This is a genomic window from Pedobacter duraquae (genome assembly GCF_004362245.1).
GTDB lineage: Bacteria > Bacteroidota > Bacteroidia > Sphingobacteriales > Sphingobacteriaceae > Pedobacter > Pedobacter duraquae.
Map to the genome: position 1 here is coordinate 156,733 of NZ_SNWM01000002.1, position 17,553 is coordinate 174,285.

Below are 17,553 nucleotides of genomic sequence, written 5' to 3' on the forward strand. Positions count from 1 at the left end.
TACTATGAAAAGAGACTGATCGCGGTGATCAGTCTCTTTTTTTGTTTATGGCAGCATAAATAAAACAATTATGTCATTGCGCTTGCTTCCTAAAAAAATAATCTATTACTTCGCGTCTCAAAGTTCTTTTAAAATGGAAGAAAAAGATGCATACGCGGAATTGAGTTCTATCAGACAGTTGATGGAGCGTTCTGCAAAATTTATTTCGCTAAGCGGACTATCTGGTGTACTCGCTGGAGTATATGCAATTATTGGTGCATATCTCGGGTACCGGATTGTTTATGGGGATACGGGTACCCTTGATTACCGCGACACCTATATTTCTGATCCGAATGTGCTGATTAAACTCGTACTTATAGCATCGTCTGTTTTACTACTTTCATTGGCTTCGGGCGTATACCTCACCATTCGGCAGGCAAAAAAAAGAAGTGAGAACTTCTGGAACCCTGTAAGCAAAAGATTGGTGACCAGCATGGCTATCCCCCTTGTTACTGGTGGCTTGCTCATCATAATTTTTATACTTAGACAGGAACATGGCATCGTAGCTTCAGCTTGCCTCATCTTTTACGGCCTTGCACTTATTTCTGCAAGTCAATACACATTTAACGATGTAAAGTGGCTTGGTTGTGGCGAAATCATTCTCGGGCTTTTGGCAGCTGCGACCCCAGGATACGGTCTTGTGTTTTGGGTAATTGGCTTTGGCTTTTTACATATCCTGTATGGTACTATTATGCATTTTAAATACAATCAGTGAAAAACGCATTAGATCAATTTGATAAGGCTTTTGAAAATCGTTTACGGTTGCAGATTATGAGCGTACTTGTAGCTAACGAGAGTTACGATTTCAATGCGTTAAAAGATCTGCTTCAAGCAACTGATGGGAATCTGGCTTCACATCTAAAGGCTTTAGAAAAAGAAAACTACATTACCATAAGCAAATCGTTTATTGGCAGAAAACCGAACACCCAATACTTCGCATCGGCTACCGGCAGAGAGGCTTTTAAAAAACATCTTCAGGCGCTAGAAAATCTAATCCGGCAACAAAAATCTTAATCCGAAGCATAATGGGGACTTCTAGAAAAATTCTGAGGCTAAGCTGGGTATATTTATTACTGAGCATCCTTTTATTCCTGCTTGAGTTTGTCATTGAACGCTATACCCATGATGATTTTATCAGACCCTATGTGGGCGATTTTTTCGTCGTGATGTTACTCTACACCCTGGTGAGATCAATACTGAACATCAGTCCGCTGCCTACAGCTTTGGTAGTGCTTTTTTACTCTTATGTGTTGGAATTCACACAATACCTGCAGCTAAGTCGGATTCTCGGTGTAGACCAATCCTGGATTGGCCGACTGATCCTTGGAAACTACTTTGCCTGGGGAGATCTGATTGCTTATACTGCTGGAATTTTGGTGGTTATCCTATTGGAAAAGCTATTCTCTGTTCAGAGAAACCAAGCTAGGGTAGCTTAACTTTGTAGATACGATAAGGATAATCAACCTTATCTTCTCCCTTATTATATTTTGGTAACCTGTTCATCTGAGAAGCACTCAAATACAAATACCCATCTTTACCAACGCCGAATGAGTCTGGCCAGATCAATCTGTCATCCTGTATCAGCACATGCAACTGTTTATCAGGACTTACATATTGAATACTTCTGTCTGGAGAGTTACTGAGATAAATATTCCCTTTGGCATCAGCAATCATACCATGGCAAATTCCAGTCTCAGCAACCATCTCTACCTTAGCAGAAAGTTCTGCTGGCGACAAACGCTGATCTGCCAGATATTGCGTTTCAATGCGGTATAATTTCGTCTGGTTGATTGCCCTGTAATAAAAATATTTTCCATCTTGAGTTAATGCGATTCCATTCACATTGGAGACGAAAGGTTTACCGAGTGTATCCACCACGTCTTTGCCATCCAATCTAAGTTTTAACCCTGGTTTAACTATAGTGGAGGGATCGTCCTGTAAAAGCGCTCTACTTTTCCCGGTTTCCAAATCCAGAACGACTAGCGCATGCAGGCCAGGATCTGACAAATAGGCTAAATGTTTACGGTTATCAACACAAACGTCATTTAAAGCACTTCTATCTTTGGGAAGATCTTCGAAAGTATAGGTTCTTACCACATTATTAGTAGTCAGGTCTATTTGCAACAATTTAAATTTGCCACTGGGATCCGACTGCTTATCAGCACCGAAAACAGAGGCTCCGCCCGCAGGTTTAGAATCCAATACCCACAGGAAATTTTTGTCGTCGGCATACAGGTCTTGTACGTTAAAAAAATGCGCATTGGCTTGCTCAGGAATATATTTATTCCAGTCCAGGTTTGGGTAAGGAAGGCGCTCGCCATTAATAATCTCTGTTAGTCCATATAAAAACGGCTCCTGATGTGGAAAGGAAACAAACAGGCGGTTTGTTTTTGGCGCAACAGTTACACCTATCGGTTGATTATTTCCGAAAGAGGCTACTTCTGTCAATGTTGTAATTCGCTGGCCCATTGCTGCTTTCGTTGTCATAATGGCTAGGACAAAACATAGATATACTTGCAAACTAATTTGTTTCATGCTTATTAAAATGCCGCTTCTGTTCACATTGTTTTAAAAGATTGTTTTTAATGATCATTGGTTAGGGGAATAATGAACCAAAATTCAGAGCCTTCGTTTTCTACGCTCTCTACCCCTATCGTCCCTCCATGTCGCTTTATGATCTCTGCGGAGATATACAGACCTAGCCCCAGGCCGGAAAACATAAATGAAGATTCCTGAACACGGAAAAACCGATCAAATACATAGGCCTTTTTATCTTCAGGAATACCAATACCAGAATCTTTCACTTTAACTTTTAATTGCCCATCAACAGCTTGTACACCAACCTTAATGATCCGTTCGCCAGGTGAGTATTTAATTGCATTAGATAAAAAGTTATTAATCACTTGTTCAATCCGGTGTCTATCTCCATAAATCAAAACATCAGCCATTGGATCTACAATAAATTGATAACCCTCCAGCCTAACGCTTTCTATGCATTCGTTGATCAGGTCACTAATACCGAAAGACTCAAAGTTAAATTGCATTTTACCAGCCTGTATGCGTGTTACGTCGAGCAAATCTTCCACCAGCGCTGTTAGCTTGCCTACCTGCCGATTGGCTTTATCAACAAAACCAAGAATCTGACTGTCTGTATTGGATCTTTCTGCCAGTCGCTGGGCAATTTGCAAATAACCCTTGATGCTCGTAATTGGGGTTTTTAATTCATGACTGGCAATACTCATGAACTCGTCTTTTTTGTGCATTAGCTCCTTTGTAGCTTCTTGAGCCAAAATCAACTCTGTAACTTCGAAACCGAAAAATGCAATACCATCAACTTCACCAAAGTCAGAGTATACCGGTGCATAGATCAGGTCGAACCAACATATTTTGGTCTCTCCATTTTCAGGATTTGTACGTTCAACTTCAAAGGCCTTACCCACAAAAGTTTCGCCAGTCTTAAGCACTTTATCTTCGATTTCCTGCAGTTTCTCACTTTCAAATCCTGGACTTAATGTATTCGATGCCTTACCAATATATTCCTGGTCGCCATTGAATTCGACGAAGGCAGTGTTTACAAATTCGTATTTTAGATTTTTTCCTCTTCGGATACTAATCAGTGCAGGAGCATTTTTAAAGATGCTATAAAACTCGGCCTGTTGCTTGCGAATAAGCTTCTGTAAGTCTTTTCTTCTGCGCTCGGCATGTTTTTGTTCAGTGATGTCTATTACATAGGTGACAACTTCGTCAGTATTATCTTCGTCTAATAGTGCTGATCCAAGCATTACCGAAATTCGATCACCATTTTTACGGAGATACTGTTTTTCAAATGGCGGACACACACCATGTTCTGCTATTTCATTTACTGCCGCCATCGATACCGGCATATATTCTTCAGGTGTCAATTTATTCCAATAAAGCTCTCCTTTATCCAAATCATCCTGTGTATAGCCAATCATACGCAGGAATGCACCATTTGCCTGATCGATGCTCCCCGTTTTAATGTTCGAGAACAACATGCCGATCACATTGGAATCAAACACCTTACGGAACTTTCGTTCGCTGGAACTTAGCTTATTTTCTGTATCAACCAATCGGGTGATATCAATCATAGATCCAATCATTCTGTATGGAACCTGAAAATCATCCTGTAGGATTGTGCCCCGATCAAGGATTACTGCATAGCTACCATCAGCCTTTAACAAACGATACTCAGCAGACCATTGTTCTTCATTGCGGTTAATAGCGGCATATACACTGTCGCGTACACGTTGCTGATCATCTGCATGTATTTTATCAAACCAAAACGTAATAGAACCGTTTTCCTCTGAATGTGTATAGCCAAACATTGCAGTAAAACTTTCACTGCGCCACATGGTGTTATTTACCAGATTCCAGTCCCAGATCGTATCATTTGTAGCGCGGGAAACCTGATTAAAACGTTCTTCACTTTCTGTAAGACGCTGCGTGCGCTCCTCCACCTTGACTTCCAACTCTGAATTGAGGATTTTCAGATTCTCCCTGGTGGCGATCAGTTCATTGTAATTCTTTTTCAATTTCTGATCCGATGCTTTCCTTTCAGTAATGTCGGTAAGTGTAGCGGCAAAGCCATCCGACATCCTTACAGCTACAATCTGAAGCCAGCGGCTATCGGTTGTCCGAAACTCAGTATGCAGTGTGTTGCCCTGTTCGGCTACCTGTATATACTTTTGAAACATATTTCCATCCAAAAGTTCTGGCAGCTGTTTAACCAGCATTGCATTTTCCAGCTCAGATCCGGTTTTACCGAGCAGCGTTAGTGCAGCAGTATTGAATGAAACACACTTAAAGTCGACAATGTAGTGATCCTGATTTCTGACGGCTGTAAAAGCCAAAATAGCATTTAAGCTGGCATTATATACACCGGATATAATATTATTTAATTCCGTAATTGTAGAAATATCTATAAATGTGATGACCACTCCATCTGTCCTCTTATCTTTCCTTACATAAGGGAGGATTCGCATAAGGCTTCTGTTACCATTTTTCAGCAGCACTTCTTTTTCAACAACATGGCCGGTATAAAGTACGTTTCTTATATCACCAATTAAATTATCTGCCTGGATGTTATTGGATATATGTTCAATAGAGCGGCCGATATCAGCATCGATCATATTGACCATGCTAATAGCAGCTGGATTAAACTTGCGAATGAAGAGTCCGGAATCTAAAAAGACCTGGCCTATGTCTGTACTTCTGAAATAGTTATCAAGATCGTCATTGAGTTCTATCAATTCCCTAATTTTGAGCTGGTGCTCCGTATTAAGGGTGTGTAACTCTTCATTTAACGATTGTAGTTCTTCGTTACTTGACTGAAGTTCTTCATTTGCCGAAAGCAATTCTTCATTACTTGACTGAAGTTCTTCATTTGTGGTCTCCATTTCTTCAATTGCCATTTGAAGATTGGTTCTTGTTTCATTTAATTCGGCTTCAAGTTCAAAAAGATATTCGTCTTGTTGACCATCCGATAATAATGACAGACCGATATCGTCTTTCTCAGGCACCACTTCTATCATACTTTCCCCGAATACGATCATCGTGTAGGGGTGTTCCTGATCGGGAGGCTGAATAGATATGTTCAGATAAATATCGTCTCCATTTTTTTTGCTACGAATGCGGTTGAGGTGTACCTTCTTTTGTTCTTTCCAACTCTTCCGCAGCGCTGTGTTGAGTACAATAGAGACGGCCTTGGGCACCATTTTCAGAATATTAAGTTCGATTTTCGTATCAGGAAGCTCAAGAAACTGCCTGTAGTTACCAACAGCTTCCTGAATCATGTAGAGTTTATCAATGAAAACACCAACATAGCCAAGATCATTTGTAATAAACTTATTAAAGCTTTTTTCAATAGGACTAAGCGGAATTTCCAGAGGCGCTTGTTTCTTCTTATCCGTTGCTGAAACCACTCTGCCCTGGGTGTTATAGGTATTGAACGTCGAATAGTTGATAACGCCAGTCTTTTGAAAGATCTTCCACTTACTTGATATTTCTGTAAGTCCCTGCTTCAGACCATTGGCTGTTTCGCTGGAGCCCAAAAAGAGGTAACCACCATGATTTAATGAAAAATGAAAAGTCGACAAGATTTTATCCTGCAAAATATTATTGACATAGATCAGCATATTCCGACAGGTTACCATGTCATTTTTAATAAATGGCGGCGATTTGGTAACATCATGTTTGGCAAAGACTACCTGCTTCCTGATGGCGGGGCTCACACTTAAAAAATTCCCATCCTCTGAAAAGTATTTCTTTAAAAACCTAACCGGAATCTCTTTCGCCGTGACTTCAGGGTATTGATTTTTCCCTGCAATCTCAATACTTTTCTCATCTATATCTGTAGCAAAAATCTTGACATCAAGTCTTTTACCTGCTTTTTCCAGACATTCATTTAACAAAATAGCGATGGAATAGGCTTCCTGTCCGGTACTACATGCGCAGACCCAAATTTTGATGACTTCACCATTTGTCTTCCGACTTATTAACTCAGGAAAGATTTGTTTTTCCAGCACATCGAAAGCTTCCGGATCCCTGAAGAACTTAGTTACGCCAATTAAAAAGTCCTGACCAAGGATCTTCACTTCATCATCAGAATTGCGCAGGAAACTTACATATTCATCCAGTTTGCCGATTTTATGCTCATTCATCCTACGTCCTATCCGCCTGATGATGGTCGGAGTTTTATAAAGATTGAAATTATTGCCGCTTTGCTCATGAACCATCTTAAAGATTTCATCCAGCATTTCCTCATCAACCTTTCCGTTTTCCAAAACCTTTACAGGTTCTTCATTTACATAGGCAAACAATTCCTCGTTCATCAGCTTTGGCGCCAGCACATGGTCTACACATCCTGAGGCAATCGCACTGTTGGGCATCCCATCGAACTTTGCTGTTGCAGGATCCTGACAGATAACCATACCTCCATATTCTTTAACTGATTGAATTCCTTTAGTACCATCGGTACCTGTTCCAGAAAGTATGATTGCTATGGCTTTATCTTTTTTATCTTTAGCAAGGGTATGTAAAAACGTATCAATTGCCGTGTTGGGTGCTTTGACCAGTGATTTGTCAGCGAGCTTTAACCGTCCGTTTTTAACGGTCATTATTTTATTGTTTGGTATAATATACACACAATCCTGCTGGATAGTCATATCGTTAGCTGCCTCGAATACCTTCATGTGGGTATGTTTGGCAACCAGCTCAACCAGGAGGCTTTTATAATCAGAAGACAAATGTTGAATTACAACGAAGGAAAAGTTTGAGCTCTCGGGCATGTGATCGAAAAAGTCATGGATAGCTTCCAATCCTCCAGCTGATGCACCGATAGCGACGATATAATTCATTTTATTTTCAGTTTTCTGCATTTGGTTTAGTTATGTCCTTGTTTTGTTCTGAATTCAAAAAGGAAATTCCGCAAACTTTCTGCCACATCGAGAACAGTCTGTTCCCATGGCAATGCATGATGAACAACAACCTGTTGCCAAAGTTTGAAGGAATTTCTGGGATGATAGCTTTTTTTATCTTTTTCAAAATTGATGGCTTTATTGGGATCTCCTCCCCAGTTGATGGTTTCCACCACTTCTGGTCTGAAACAGACTAAGTATTCTGCTTCAGCACTATTGATAGGGAGTACCAAGATTCCGCTTCCTATTGCTGTGTAAGCAGCAGCATCATCAAACAAACCACTCAGATGATCGGTAGAGAATACGGTATTTACCTCTTTTCCTTCCAACCAAAAAAGCAGATTATCTAAATCATCTTTTTCAGGCACTTCTCCAATAGTTTCGATCCTCTTGTTAATTACGACCATTGCACCGCTGGCGTTGAACAGTTCCAATATATTGAGATCTGGTCTATGTAGCAGACCTATAGTAATATCGTTTTGTGCGTATATCTCGTCAATAAGCTGCAAACGTTTTTGCTGAAGCAGCGTTACGGTATCATAGGTCTCCTTGTTTAAAATTGCAGAAATCCTGCTCGAAATCAAAGAAGAAAGCCATTCGAAAACAGAGCATATCTCATAATCCAGATACATTGGTGATATATGATGGCAAGATATTAAACCCCAAAGCTGCTGATCATTTATCACGCGGATAGACATAGAAGCTTTGATCCCCATATTCTTCATATACTCCAGATGTACGGCAGGAACACTTCTCAGATTACAGTCAGAAAGATCGATGAACGCGTGCGACAAAGGATTGATTACCGGATACAATTTTGACTGGAGATATTCCCGGTTTGGAATCAAGCGATAAGGATTTTTCAGATATAAAGCTCTGGCTTGTTTTGGCACATCAGAGGCTGGGAATGAGTGCCCCAAATAAGGTTCCAGCCGTTCATCTTTTTCTTCAGCAATTACGGTTCCATTCCAGTCCTTATCGAACCTATACATCAATACCCCATCGAAACCCGATATCACACGAATTTCATGAACTGCTATCTCACAAACTTCTTGGACAGATGCTGCGGCTTCCAGCGCCAGCGAGATGTGTTTCACCTCCTGGTATACCTCCGTAAAACTGCGGTTTTTATCCGGATGCGCCTCCTGTAATTCTAAAATAACGTAATCAGCTTTCACATGCATCAGTATGTGATAAGGCGTAATCTGACCTTTACTGTTTAAATTGAGAGTCAACGGTATCTTTTCTGTAATTCCTTTTTGAAGAATTGTTGAGATCCTGTTTAAATCTTCCTTTTCAATATAATCTGACAACCTTGAATTCACAATTTCTTGAAGTGTGTGTCCTAAAAGATCTGTTACATTTTCACTAACCTGGACAATGGACAGCTCTTGGTGATCTAAAACGATCAGGTATCCATAGTCCTGAATCAGGTTAATATTATGCAGTGGCAAACTTCCACAAAACTCTGAATCATATTTATTTTTCTCAGCCATTATTTCCTTTAACGTAATACAACTTTGTTCAATTTGCAAGTCGTAGCCAAATAGCGTACCAGACTAGCAAAAAAACAATTAAATTGGAGCGAAGCGGAGGTTTAAGGTTTTTGCCAACCTTGTTCAGGCTAGCCGCACAAAATATAAAATTGTGTTGAAATATTAAATTATTTCGCTTGAAAAGCTGTTCGCCCTAACGTTTCATCGCCTAAATAAAGCCAGATGGCACCGGTAAGATATTTAGCAAAGACGCCTTTCATTTGTTCCAGGGTGACGTTATTGAATTTTTCCACCAGCTGTTCTTCCAAGGCATAGCCACCAAGAATTTCGGCTTCACCAAGGCTTTTCACAATTGCACCTGAGCTTTCCTGATGACGGTAGTAACCGCTTCTATAATCTCTTTTGATAAGGTCAAGAATCCGCTGACCATATTGACCGGCCCGGATATTCGAATACACCTCAAGCATGGCATCAAAAGCCTTTTTGGGCTGAGTAGTGCTTACAAACATGGACATATAGGGAATTTGCTGAACCTCAACCGTTGCACCTGGTGCATAAGAAAGGCCAAGTCTATTTCTAAGTTCATTATGGAGATTTCCACTGAGCACATTTACCACAACCATAAAAGCAGGAAAGTCGGGGCTGCTCATCTTAGGCGCATTCATAACGCAACTAATATAATTTGTTGCAATATCCCGATTCTCGATACGCACAGTTTCTGTGTTTAACACCGGAGCAGTATACAACGGCGCAGTATAAGCCTTAGCAGGTAAACCGTTGAACGCTTCTTTAATTTTCTTTTCCAGGGTTTCCCGGCTGATATTTCCCGCTACAACGAGGAACATCTTATTTTTATTCAACAATACATTCTTGTAATAGTTTCTGGCGCTATCTGGTGTAAATGTTGCCAAACGTTCTGCGGTTCCCATAGGGTCTGCACTGTAAACACTGCCCTTAAAAAGACTTTCCATTGCCATCTGCTCTATACGTGTTTCAGGATCAGAGCGCAGCTGATAGATTGCCGAAATAGTTTTTTCCTTAACCGATTGAAATTCGGTTGGATCGAAAGCAGGATTTGAAATCGCATCGGAAAATAACTTCCAGCCTTGTTCAAAGTACGTATCGATACAACTCATATTTACCCTACCGTAGTCTGTACTGCCCGCTCCAGCGATATCTATTCCGAATTCATCAGCAAGTTCCTTATAATCGTTTACACTATAACGGGTGGTTCCGGCAGAAGCAAGCGCAGCCAAAGTAAGATTTTCCAGGCCTGCCTGATTGGCTCCCCCATTCATTACGCCTCCTCTAAAAAACATACTCATGCTTATGGTTTCTTTCTGTGTGGGTCTTAAAATAACCTTGAGTCCATTAACATCAAAAGCGATAGTTTTTGTTTGAGCATGTACAATGCCTGTGGTTAAAAGAAGGAATATGCTTAAAATATATCTTTTCATCTGATTACTTGCTTGATTTAAAAAACTCCTGAGGTTTAACAGTGGCCATAGTCTCTTTGGTCACCATAAGTCCGGCAGTGAATGGCTTGCCTTTAATGTACTTACGCACATATTCCTGCAAATCCTTGCGTGTTACTTTATGAAGGTTCTCTTCATAATGTGTGTAATAATCCACGGAAGCTGAGGCCCACCAGAATGACAATAAATGTGCATATTCTGCGGTAACCTCCCTGTTTCTCACCTGATCAACAGAAAGGAGCCTTTTTGCTCTTTCAATTTGTACATCAGATAAATAATCATCCTCATCCCATTTTGCAATCTGTTTAAGTACCTCATCATAACAAGCCTGAATCCGTGCAGGATTAGGACTCACCATTAAACTGATGGGACCTGTATATTTCTGGGTATAATAATTTACATCAGCTTGCTGTGCAAGGCCTGAATTGATTAGGGCTTGTTTTAATTTTGAGCCATTTTGGTTTACGATAAAAGAAAACACATCAGCCGCATATGTTGCAGGAATATCGTTACGGGTATCAGGTCCGTGCCAGCTAAATAACATGAATGGAACAGGTGTCTGGTCATTTTCAACAAAATAATAGTCGTTCTTCGTAAGCGGCTTGAACTCAGGTATTGGCCAGCGCTTGAAAGGATCGTAGGCTGGCGCTTGCCAGGATCCAAAAATATTTTCAGCTTCCCGGAAGGCCTCTTCCACCTTAACATCACCGGCAATTACCAATACACTATTATCCGGACGGTAGTATTTGTTTTTTATAGAATCCATTTTTGCAGGTGTAGCGCTCAGGATCACGTTATGATCTCCAATTACATTTTTCCGGGAATAGTTAGCGCCCCACATATGTCTGGCATTAGCTTCAATTAATGGAAAAACGGGGCTGGATTCGTGGCGGGTAAATTCAGCGTTGACCACTTCATTTTCGCGAGCCATATCTTCTTTAATGAATATAGGAAACCGGAGGGAGGAATTCATAAGGCTCAATCCCGGTTTAAGATTTGCAGCAGGAAGCGTAAAAAAATAGTTTACTACCTCTTCGCGTGTAGTAGCATTTGCTGTAATTTCCAGTTCATTTGTACGTTCATTGAAACTTTCAGCGTCAGGATAATCCTTGTTTGCATCAAAGAATAAATGTTCGTATAAATGGCTCAGCCCGTTATATTCCGGTGTTTCCGTAAACGAGCCGTTTCTACAGGCAGCCTCAATGGTAACCAATGGAACAGTCTGATCTACAACCACCAGGATTTCTAATCCATTAGGTAATTTCTTAAAATACATGTTTGGAGCGATCTTTTTCTGCCCGTAAACAGTACTCGTAATCAGCAACAGACAGGTAAAAAACGTAACGGGAATTCTAAGCGACATAGTAAAAAGGGTTGGAAACGTGTATTTCAAATATAGTCATCTCACAATAATTTCCCCATAACACACCTGTTTTTTACAAAAGGCCATTAGTTTTATAATAGTGATGCATAAGTTATCTTATTTCAATCAGCCTGCTTTAAAGCTTAGCTTTACACTTCAATTGTGCAAGAACATATGAAGAACCAACAATCCAATAATTCGGAAATCCCTGTGTATTTAACAGCAATCGTTACCGCCCTTCCGGGAAATATCGATATCGTAAAATCAACATTGCTGAACCTGGTAAAAAACTCCACCCAAGAGGAAGCATGCCTGCAATATGACCTGCACCAATCATCGGAAGATGAACATGTCTTTATCTTTCAGGAAACATGGAAAGACCAACATAGTCTGGATCATCATAATCAAATGCCCTATTTGCTGGAATTTGTCGAGATAGCAAAGGACATCGTACAACTGCCGTTAATTATCTATAAAACAAATAAGATAAGTTAAAATCCTTTCGAATAATTACAGGAATCCCAGTAACTAGCCAGCCAGAAATACTCAGGTTGTGGTTATTTTATTTGATTTTGGCTTCTGAAAGATCAATCTGCATCTCCTGTTTCCTGATCACTTCATCACTGTATTCCTTTTCTTTTCGGATATGGAAAAGTTCCAGTCGCTGTGCATGATAAATATCTTTAAGTACCAGATTAAACTGGTTACGCTTTGCAGCTTCGTCCTCACTGCAGTCCATTGAATCAAGGCGATGCGTAGCATGGTTTAGGTTATTATCGAATGATCTTTTCAAGCTTCCCAACAAGGCATTTGATTCAATCTGCTGACTATATGTAGTATCAAGCAAATTAAGTGCGACCTGGACCAAGCGCAGTTTAACTGCTGCTTCCTCCCGTTCTGCAGGAATAACAGGATCAATTTCTTTGATTTTAAGCCATTTGATAAGAATTGGAAGGGTAAGGCCCTGAAAAACCAGCGTGACTAAAATCACAACGAAGGTGATAAAAATTATCAGGTTCCGATGTGGAAAAGGAGTACCGTCGTTTGTCAGCAATGGAATTGATAGCGCCGCAGCGAGAGAAATTACGCCACGCATACCTGCCCATCCAATGATAAGCGGCCCTTTCCATCCAGGATCTGATTCTCGTTCCCTAACCTTTTTAAACAGCAATCGCGGGATAAAGGTACCGGGATAGATCCAGGCGATCCGGATAGCGATCACTAACAGTGAAATGAGCAGTCCGTAGGTCCATGCATCTTTTAACGAATATCCCTCCAAACCGTTAATGATTACGGGGAGTTCCAGTCCAATCAAAATAAAAACGAGGCCATTCAGGATAATCCCGAGCGTTGACCACACATTTATGGTTTGTAAGCGACTCTGCCCAGTTGTAAACACTTCGTGTGAACGGTAGGAAAGAAAAAGTCCTCCGCTCACCACGGCCATTACTCCCGAGTAATGAAACTGCTCAGCCGCCAAGTACATAAAATATGGGGCAATTAAGGTGAATGCAGCGTCAATGCTCGGCGTTGTGGGCAGAAAACGATGAATTGCATAAAAAACATGTGCTACAGCAATTCCAATGACAATCCCTGCAAGGGTCACGAGGAAAAAACTACCGGCCGCCTGCTGAAAAGAAAAAGCACCTGTTAACACCGCCGCGAGCGCAAAACGCAACACGATTAAACTTGACGCATCATTGACCAGACTTTCACCTTCCAGAATCGTGGTGATCCTTTTGGGAACCTTGATATTTTTTAATACAGAAGTAGCAGCAACAGCATCGGGTGGTGAAATAATGCCACCAAGAACAAAACCCATCGCCAACGTAAAACCAGGTATCAGCACAGTCGAAAAGTAAGCTACGACACTTGCAGTCAGAATTACGAGCCCAAAGGCCAACATACCAATTGGCCGCCGCCATTTCCAAAAGTCATTCCATGAAGTATACCATGCTGCCTCATATAACAAAGGAGGGAGAAAAATCAGGAAGATCATATCCGGGTCCAGATTGATTACCGGAATACCAGGAATATAACTGATGATCAGTCCGGCTACAACCAGAAAAATCGGGTAAGCGATCTTTAACTTTTGCGCCAGCATAATCAGCATAAACGCTGCTGAAAGTAAAATAGAAAACTGTAATAAATTGTAATGCATAAATGAGCGAGGAAAATCGTTTTGCTGTGAATTTAAGATTTTCAACGCTCATTTCGCTTATAAATGGGGATTTAAATCATTTTACTGCGTGTATACATGAAATAGCAATGATGTTTTTGACATTGCTGTAAAAATCCCTAAACCATTCTTAATGTTCGTAGCTGGGTTTGTCAGGTTTAACGAACTCGTACCGCTACTATTTAGAATCTCATTGTATTCGGCATTAATATGATAAAGATAAGTATCATAATAACCTGAAAACATAAAGGTCATCGGCTGTGTGGTGAAGCTGGATACCTGACCAAGATATTCCTCCATATCCGAATAGGGATTATGTCGTCCAAAGCCATTACCTATGCGCAAAGGTGTACTATCCTGATTTCTGAACACCAGGAGGTAATACCCTCCACTTGTGGCAGTCCAGTTAAATGTTACGGGATAAAATGTTTTCACCACACTGTCCAAAGGATCCGGGTCTGGCACGGCTTGTTCCAGGGATGACGCTTTAAAATTTACAGGCAAAGAAGGCACCTTTGTTTCAGCAGAAACCGTGTTTCCGTTATAGTCAAAACTCATTGAGCATATACTATTAGGTGTAACCAATGAAAGATCATCAGAGGTATAGACACCCTTAGTAAGCTCAGACAATTTTAGCTGCTTGCTGCCATTGCTTAGTGTTATACTCAAACCCGAAACTGGTGCTCCGTAGGCAGCTGTATCCAGAATACCTTTCTGCAGATATACCTTCATTGTAATTGGCTCGCCGGCAACCAGGTAAGAAACGACCACCGGCCGTTCTGCAATCGCACTATCTCCTCCATCTTTTTTACAGGAGAGCACTAATGAAGCAAAAGCACTTGCTATTAAAAAAAGCGTAATATATTTCCTTATTTCCATTTTAAGCTGAGCGTAATATTGGGGGTTAAACCTAGATAGTTGATATTCGATGTGATCACTTGATTGTTATAAATAGTGTATTCCTTATACCAGATATTAGTATGGTTATAGACATTGAACAAGGAGAAACTGATACTCCCGGTCTTTCTACTGTCTACTTTAATCAGGTCTAATGTTGCTGCAAGGTCGAGACGATGGTAGGCAGGCATGCGCTCTGTGTTTTTACCGCTGATGGTGAGGTATGTTCTGGCATTCCCGCTTACATTGTCAACAGTGTAGCTGGCAACAGGAGCAGTGTAAGGTTTACCACTTGCATAAATCCATGTAGCAGAAAATGTCCAATTGTTCCATTTGTACATGTTAACTGACTTGAATTCGTTGCGTGCATCCTGATTAGCTGAGTAATAATCGGCACTATAGGCATCGAACTGGTTTCTGGCGATAGCCATTGTATAACTTACCCAACCTGTATATTTACCAGCTTTTTTCTGTGCCAAAAATTCCACCCCCGACGTGTAACCCCTTCCGTTATAGAAATGCTCTTCCAACGTCGATGAACGTCTGTTGCCTGTTGTACGTTGCGAGTATTCGGTCAGGTCATTTAGATTTTTGTAGTAGCCTTCCACATCAAAAAGGTATTTATCAGTTTCATAGCTAAAGCCCATGATATAGTGGTCTGCGCTACCTACCGGAATAGTTGTTCCATTGGCCAGCACCCAGAAATCCTTGCTTCCGGAAAGGATATCTTCCCGCACCACTCTATTCATAAACTGATAAAATCTGCCTGTAGCGGCATTAATAGTAAACCTATCTGTTAGCAGGTAAGATCCTGAGAACCGTGGTTCATAATACAATCTTTTCGTCTGGTCGTAAAACGTACTTCTAATACCACCCTTAAACTGAAGTTTCTCGACCGGGGAATATTCTGCCTCGGCATATCCGGTTACAACGGAAGCTTTCCTGTTTTGATCTATAAGTGTGCTGGTGTCGTTTTGACTATATTTATAAATTACATCTTGCGCAGAGCCATAACCGCCAAACAGAATTTTCAATTTGTTACTGGCCTGATACTCCCAATCAGATTTTATACTCCAGTCCTGCAATTTATTTTGCTCTATAGTACCGCTGGTTACCTCAGTAGCAATTCCGTCGCTATTGGTAACGGACATCGTGTTGCTCCTGTTCCTGTCGCTATGGTAGGTAGAATAACTGGCTAATGTATTTGAATATAACTTGTTGTTCCATCTCCTTGACCACTTCAAGCTTGAACCGAGGTTTCCATAAGTCGTTTTATCCGTTATGCTGGGTCCGGAGGAAACAGTACTTGTTGTTAGAAATGATGGTAGCGTGATATCCCTGCTATTATCCAGGTCATCATCTCCTTGATAGATACTCCAAGACAGTAAGTCCTTTTCCCCAATATTTACGGTATACTTTGCGTTTAAATCATAGAAATAAGATGACGGCGTACTTACGGCTGTTGCCCCGCCAAAGCCCCGTCCTCCTCCAGGACCAGCATTAGGTGTTGCTGTGGTAGTGGTTTTGTTGAACTGATTAAATAATTTGTTATATAACGGGCCCTGATAGGATTTACGTGCGGCAAGTAGTAACGTTCCGCTTTTCATCACTGGACTTTCCAGATAAATATTTGCACTGAGTAAACTCAGGTCGCCGCCAATGTTCCAGTCCTTTTGATTTCCTTCCTTACCAGTAATATCGGTAACACTAGATAAGCGACCGCCGTACTTCGCTGAAAAACCGCCTTTAAATAATTGCACATCCTTAACAGCATTACTATTAAAAGCACTAAAGAAACCGTATAAATGATCCACCTGATATACGGTAAACCCATCAAACAACACCAGATTTTGATCTGGTGTTCCTCCACGAACATAAGCACCTGAGGACGATTCATTACTGGCACTAACGCCGGGCATCAGCTGGAACGAGCGCATAATATCCTTTTCACCAAGATTGGGAAGCTCAGCGAGCTTGGCGGGGGAAATCTGAAGAACGCTGACTTTGCGTTTATCTGTACTCATGATCCCATCATTCCGCTTACCTTTAATTTCAACTTCTTCGAGGCTGTTTCGTGCTACAGATAAACCAATAATCATTTTCTGACTTACATCAACATGCTTTAAACTCAGCCGATCTGGAATATAACCTACGTAAGAAGTGGAAATCACGCAAGTATCTGAAGGGATATTGGCTAAAGTAAAATAACCATCAGCATTAGTAGTCGCCCGAATATTATTGCGTTCCACACTTACTACAGCCCCAGGCAACGATTCCCCACTGATTTGATCCACTATCCGGCCTGATAAACGAAATGCCTTATCGACTTTAGGAATAACCTCTGAGTTGGCTACAGTTTCTGTTCTGACACGCATTGATCTGACCTCGGGGTGCACATTATCTAACGCTGCTTTTTTTTTCAGTAATCGCACATCTTCCTGCGATTTGACGATGTAGATAGTCGTATCTGCATCAACCCAATAATGCATATCTGCTTGTCTGCAGAGCGTTTTTAGCGCCCCATTTATTGGCTCCTCAACAAAACGTTCTGAAATACCAACACGACTGGCCTGTTCCCGATCATAAACTATTTTCAACTTATACTTGGACATGAGACTGTCCAATACAAAATTCATTGATGTCGTATAAAATCCATTAACAATTACTT

The 17,553-nt window shown here is 40.9% G+C and carries 12 protein-coding genes; 4 read left to right on the forward strand and 8 right to left on the reverse strand.

Annotated features, from left to right (window positions below; genetic code table 11):
- The first annotated feature begins 133 nt into the window (after positions 1 to 133).
- The 3 genes from CLV32_RS06745 to CLV32_RS06755 are packed head-to-tail and all read left to right on the forward strand — an operon-like array spanning position 134 to position 1,475.
- Positions 134 to 754, forward strand: a complete 621-nt coding sequence (locus CLV32_RS06745) for a hypothetical protein (protein WP_133553779.1) — start codon at positions 134 to 136, stop codon at positions 752 to 754.
- Positions 751 to 1,053 carry a winged helix-turn-helix domain-containing protein gene (locus tag CLV32_RS06750; protein WP_133553781.1) on the forward strand — a complete coding sequence of 101 codons (303 nt, stop codon included), beginning with the start codon at positions 751 to 753 and terminating at the stop codon, positions 1,051 to 1,053. Before CLV32_RS06745 ends, CLV32_RS06750 begins: the two co-directional genes overlap by 4 nt.
- Positions 1,054 to 1,064: 11 nt before the next feature.
- Complete coding sequence (locus CLV32_RS06755) at positions 1,065 to 1,475, forward strand: ribosomal maturation YjgA family protein (RefSeq protein WP_133553783.1); 411 nt, start codon at positions 1,065 to 1,067, stop codon at positions 1,473 to 1,475.
- Here CLV32_RS06755 and CLV32_RS06760 read toward each other — a convergent pair.
- The 5 genes from CLV32_RS06760 to CLV32_RS06780 all read right to left on the reverse strand — a co-directional run bounded on the left by CLV32_RS06760 (position 1,462) and on the right by CLV32_RS06780 (position 11,809).
- Positions 1,462 to 2,526: a major royal jelly family protein gene (locus CLV32_RS06760; RefSeq protein ID WP_243732249.1), complete on the reverse strand. Its 1,065-nt coding sequence runs from the start codon at positions 2,524 to 2,526 to the stop codon at positions 1,462 to 1,464. The genes CLV32_RS06755 and CLV32_RS06760 overlap by 14 nt on opposite strands.
- A gap of 95 nt (positions 2,527 to 2,621) precedes the next feature.
- Positions 2,622 to 7,436: a chemotaxis protein CheB gene (locus CLV32_RS06765; RefSeq protein WP_133553785.1), complete on the reverse strand. Its 4,815-nt coding sequence runs from the start codon at positions 7,434 to 7,436 to the stop codon at positions 2,622 to 2,624.
- A 5-nt stretch (positions 7,437 to 7,441) separates the two neighbouring features.
- Positions 7,442 to 8,971 (reverse strand): GAF domain-containing protein, encoded by a 1,530-nt coding sequence (locus CLV32_RS06770; protein WP_133553787.1) that lies wholly within the window; start codon positions 8,969 to 8,971, stop codon positions 7,442 to 7,444.
- 167 nt (positions 8,972 to 9,138) lie between these two features.
- On the reverse strand, positions 9,139 to 10,428 hold the full coding sequence (locus tag CLV32_RS06775) for a M16 family metallopeptidase (RefSeq protein WP_133553789.1): 1,290 nt from the start codon (positions 10,426 to 10,428) through the stop codon (positions 9,139 to 9,141).
- 4 nt (positions 10,429 to 10,432) lie between these two features.
- Positions 10,433 to 11,809: a M16 family metallopeptidase gene (locus tag CLV32_RS06780; RefSeq protein ID WP_133553791.1), complete on the reverse strand. Its 1,377-nt coding sequence runs from the start codon at positions 11,807 to 11,809 to the stop codon at positions 10,433 to 10,435.
- Between the two features lie 174 nt (positions 11,810 to 11,983).
- Here CLV32_RS06780 and CLV32_RS06785 point away from each other — a divergent pair, with 174 nt between their 5' ends.
- On the forward strand, positions 11,984 to 12,304 hold the full coding sequence (locus CLV32_RS06785; RefSeq protein ID WP_133553794.1) for a putative quinol monooxygenase: 321 nt from the start codon (positions 11,984 to 11,986) through the stop codon (positions 12,302 to 12,304).
- Between the two features lie 67 nt (positions 12,305 to 12,371).
- Here the strand turns inward: CLV32_RS06785 and CLV32_RS06790 are convergent, their stop codons facing one another.
- From CLV32_RS06790 to CLV32_RS06800, 3 genes are all read right to left on the reverse strand, one after another.
- A complete protein-coding gene (locus CLV32_RS06790; protein ID WP_133553796.1) occupies positions 12,372 to 13,970 on the reverse strand; it encodes a Na+/H+ antiporter in 1,599 nt (532 codons plus the stop codon).
- An 81-nt stretch (positions 13,971 to 14,051) separates the two neighbouring features.
- The gene (locus CLV32_RS06795; protein ID WP_133553798.1) at positions 14,052 to 14,867 is read right to left on the reverse strand and encodes a DUF4249 family protein; all 816 of its coding nucleotides are present in this window, start codon (positions 14,865 to 14,867) and stop codon (positions 14,052 to 14,054) included.
- Positions 14,858 to 17,521, reverse strand: a complete 2,664-nt coding sequence (locus CLV32_RS06800; protein WP_243732250.1) for a TonB-dependent receptor — start codon at positions 17,519 to 17,521, stop codon at positions 14,858 to 14,860. Before CLV32_RS06800 ends, CLV32_RS06795 begins: the two co-directional genes overlap by 10 nt.
- Positions 17,522 to 17,553: the final 32 nt, after the last annotated feature.

Coding starts and splice junctions, on each gene's coding strand:
- CLV32_RS06780 (WP_133553791.1), bottom strand. CDS start 11,809: ATGTCGCTTAGAATTCCCGTTACGTTTTTTACCTGTCTGTTGCTGATT.
- CLV32_RS06760 (WP_243732249.1), bottom strand. CDS start 2,526: ATGACAACGAAAGCAGCAATGGGCCAGCGAATTACAACATTGACAGAA.
- CLV32_RS06770 (WP_133553787.1), bottom strand. CDS start 8,971: ATGGCTGAGAAAAATAAATATGATTCAGAGTTTTGTGGAAGTTTGCCA.
- CLV32_RS06795 (WP_133553798.1), bottom strand. CDS start 14,867: ATGGAAATAAGGAAATATATTACGCTTTTTTTAATAGCAAGTGCTTTT.
- CLV32_RS06800 (WP_243732250.1), bottom strand. CDS start 17,521: ATGAATTTTGTATTGGACAGTCTCATGTCCAAGTATAAGTTGAAAATA.
- CLV32_RS06755 (WP_133553783.1), top strand. CDS start 1,065: ATGGGGACTTCTAGAAAAATTCTGAGGCTAAGCTGGGTATATTTATTA.
- CLV32_RS06790 (WP_133553796.1), bottom strand. CDS start 13,970: ATGCATTACAATTTATTACAGTTTTCTATTTTACTTTCAGCAGCGTTT.
- CLV32_RS06745 (WP_133553779.1), top strand. CDS start 134: ATGGAAGAAAAAGATGCATACGCGGAATTGAGTTCTATCAGACAGTTG.
- CLV32_RS06785 (WP_133553794.1), top strand. CDS start 11,984: ATGAAGAACCAACAATCCAATAATTCGGAAATCCCTGTGTATTTAACA.
- CLV32_RS06765 (WP_133553785.1), bottom strand. CDS start 7,436: ATGCAGAAAACTGAAAATAAAATGAATTATATCGTCGCTATCGGTGCA.
- CLV32_RS06775 (WP_133553789.1), bottom strand. CDS start 10,428: ATGAAAAGATATATTTTAAGCATATTCCTTCTTTTAACCACAGGCATT.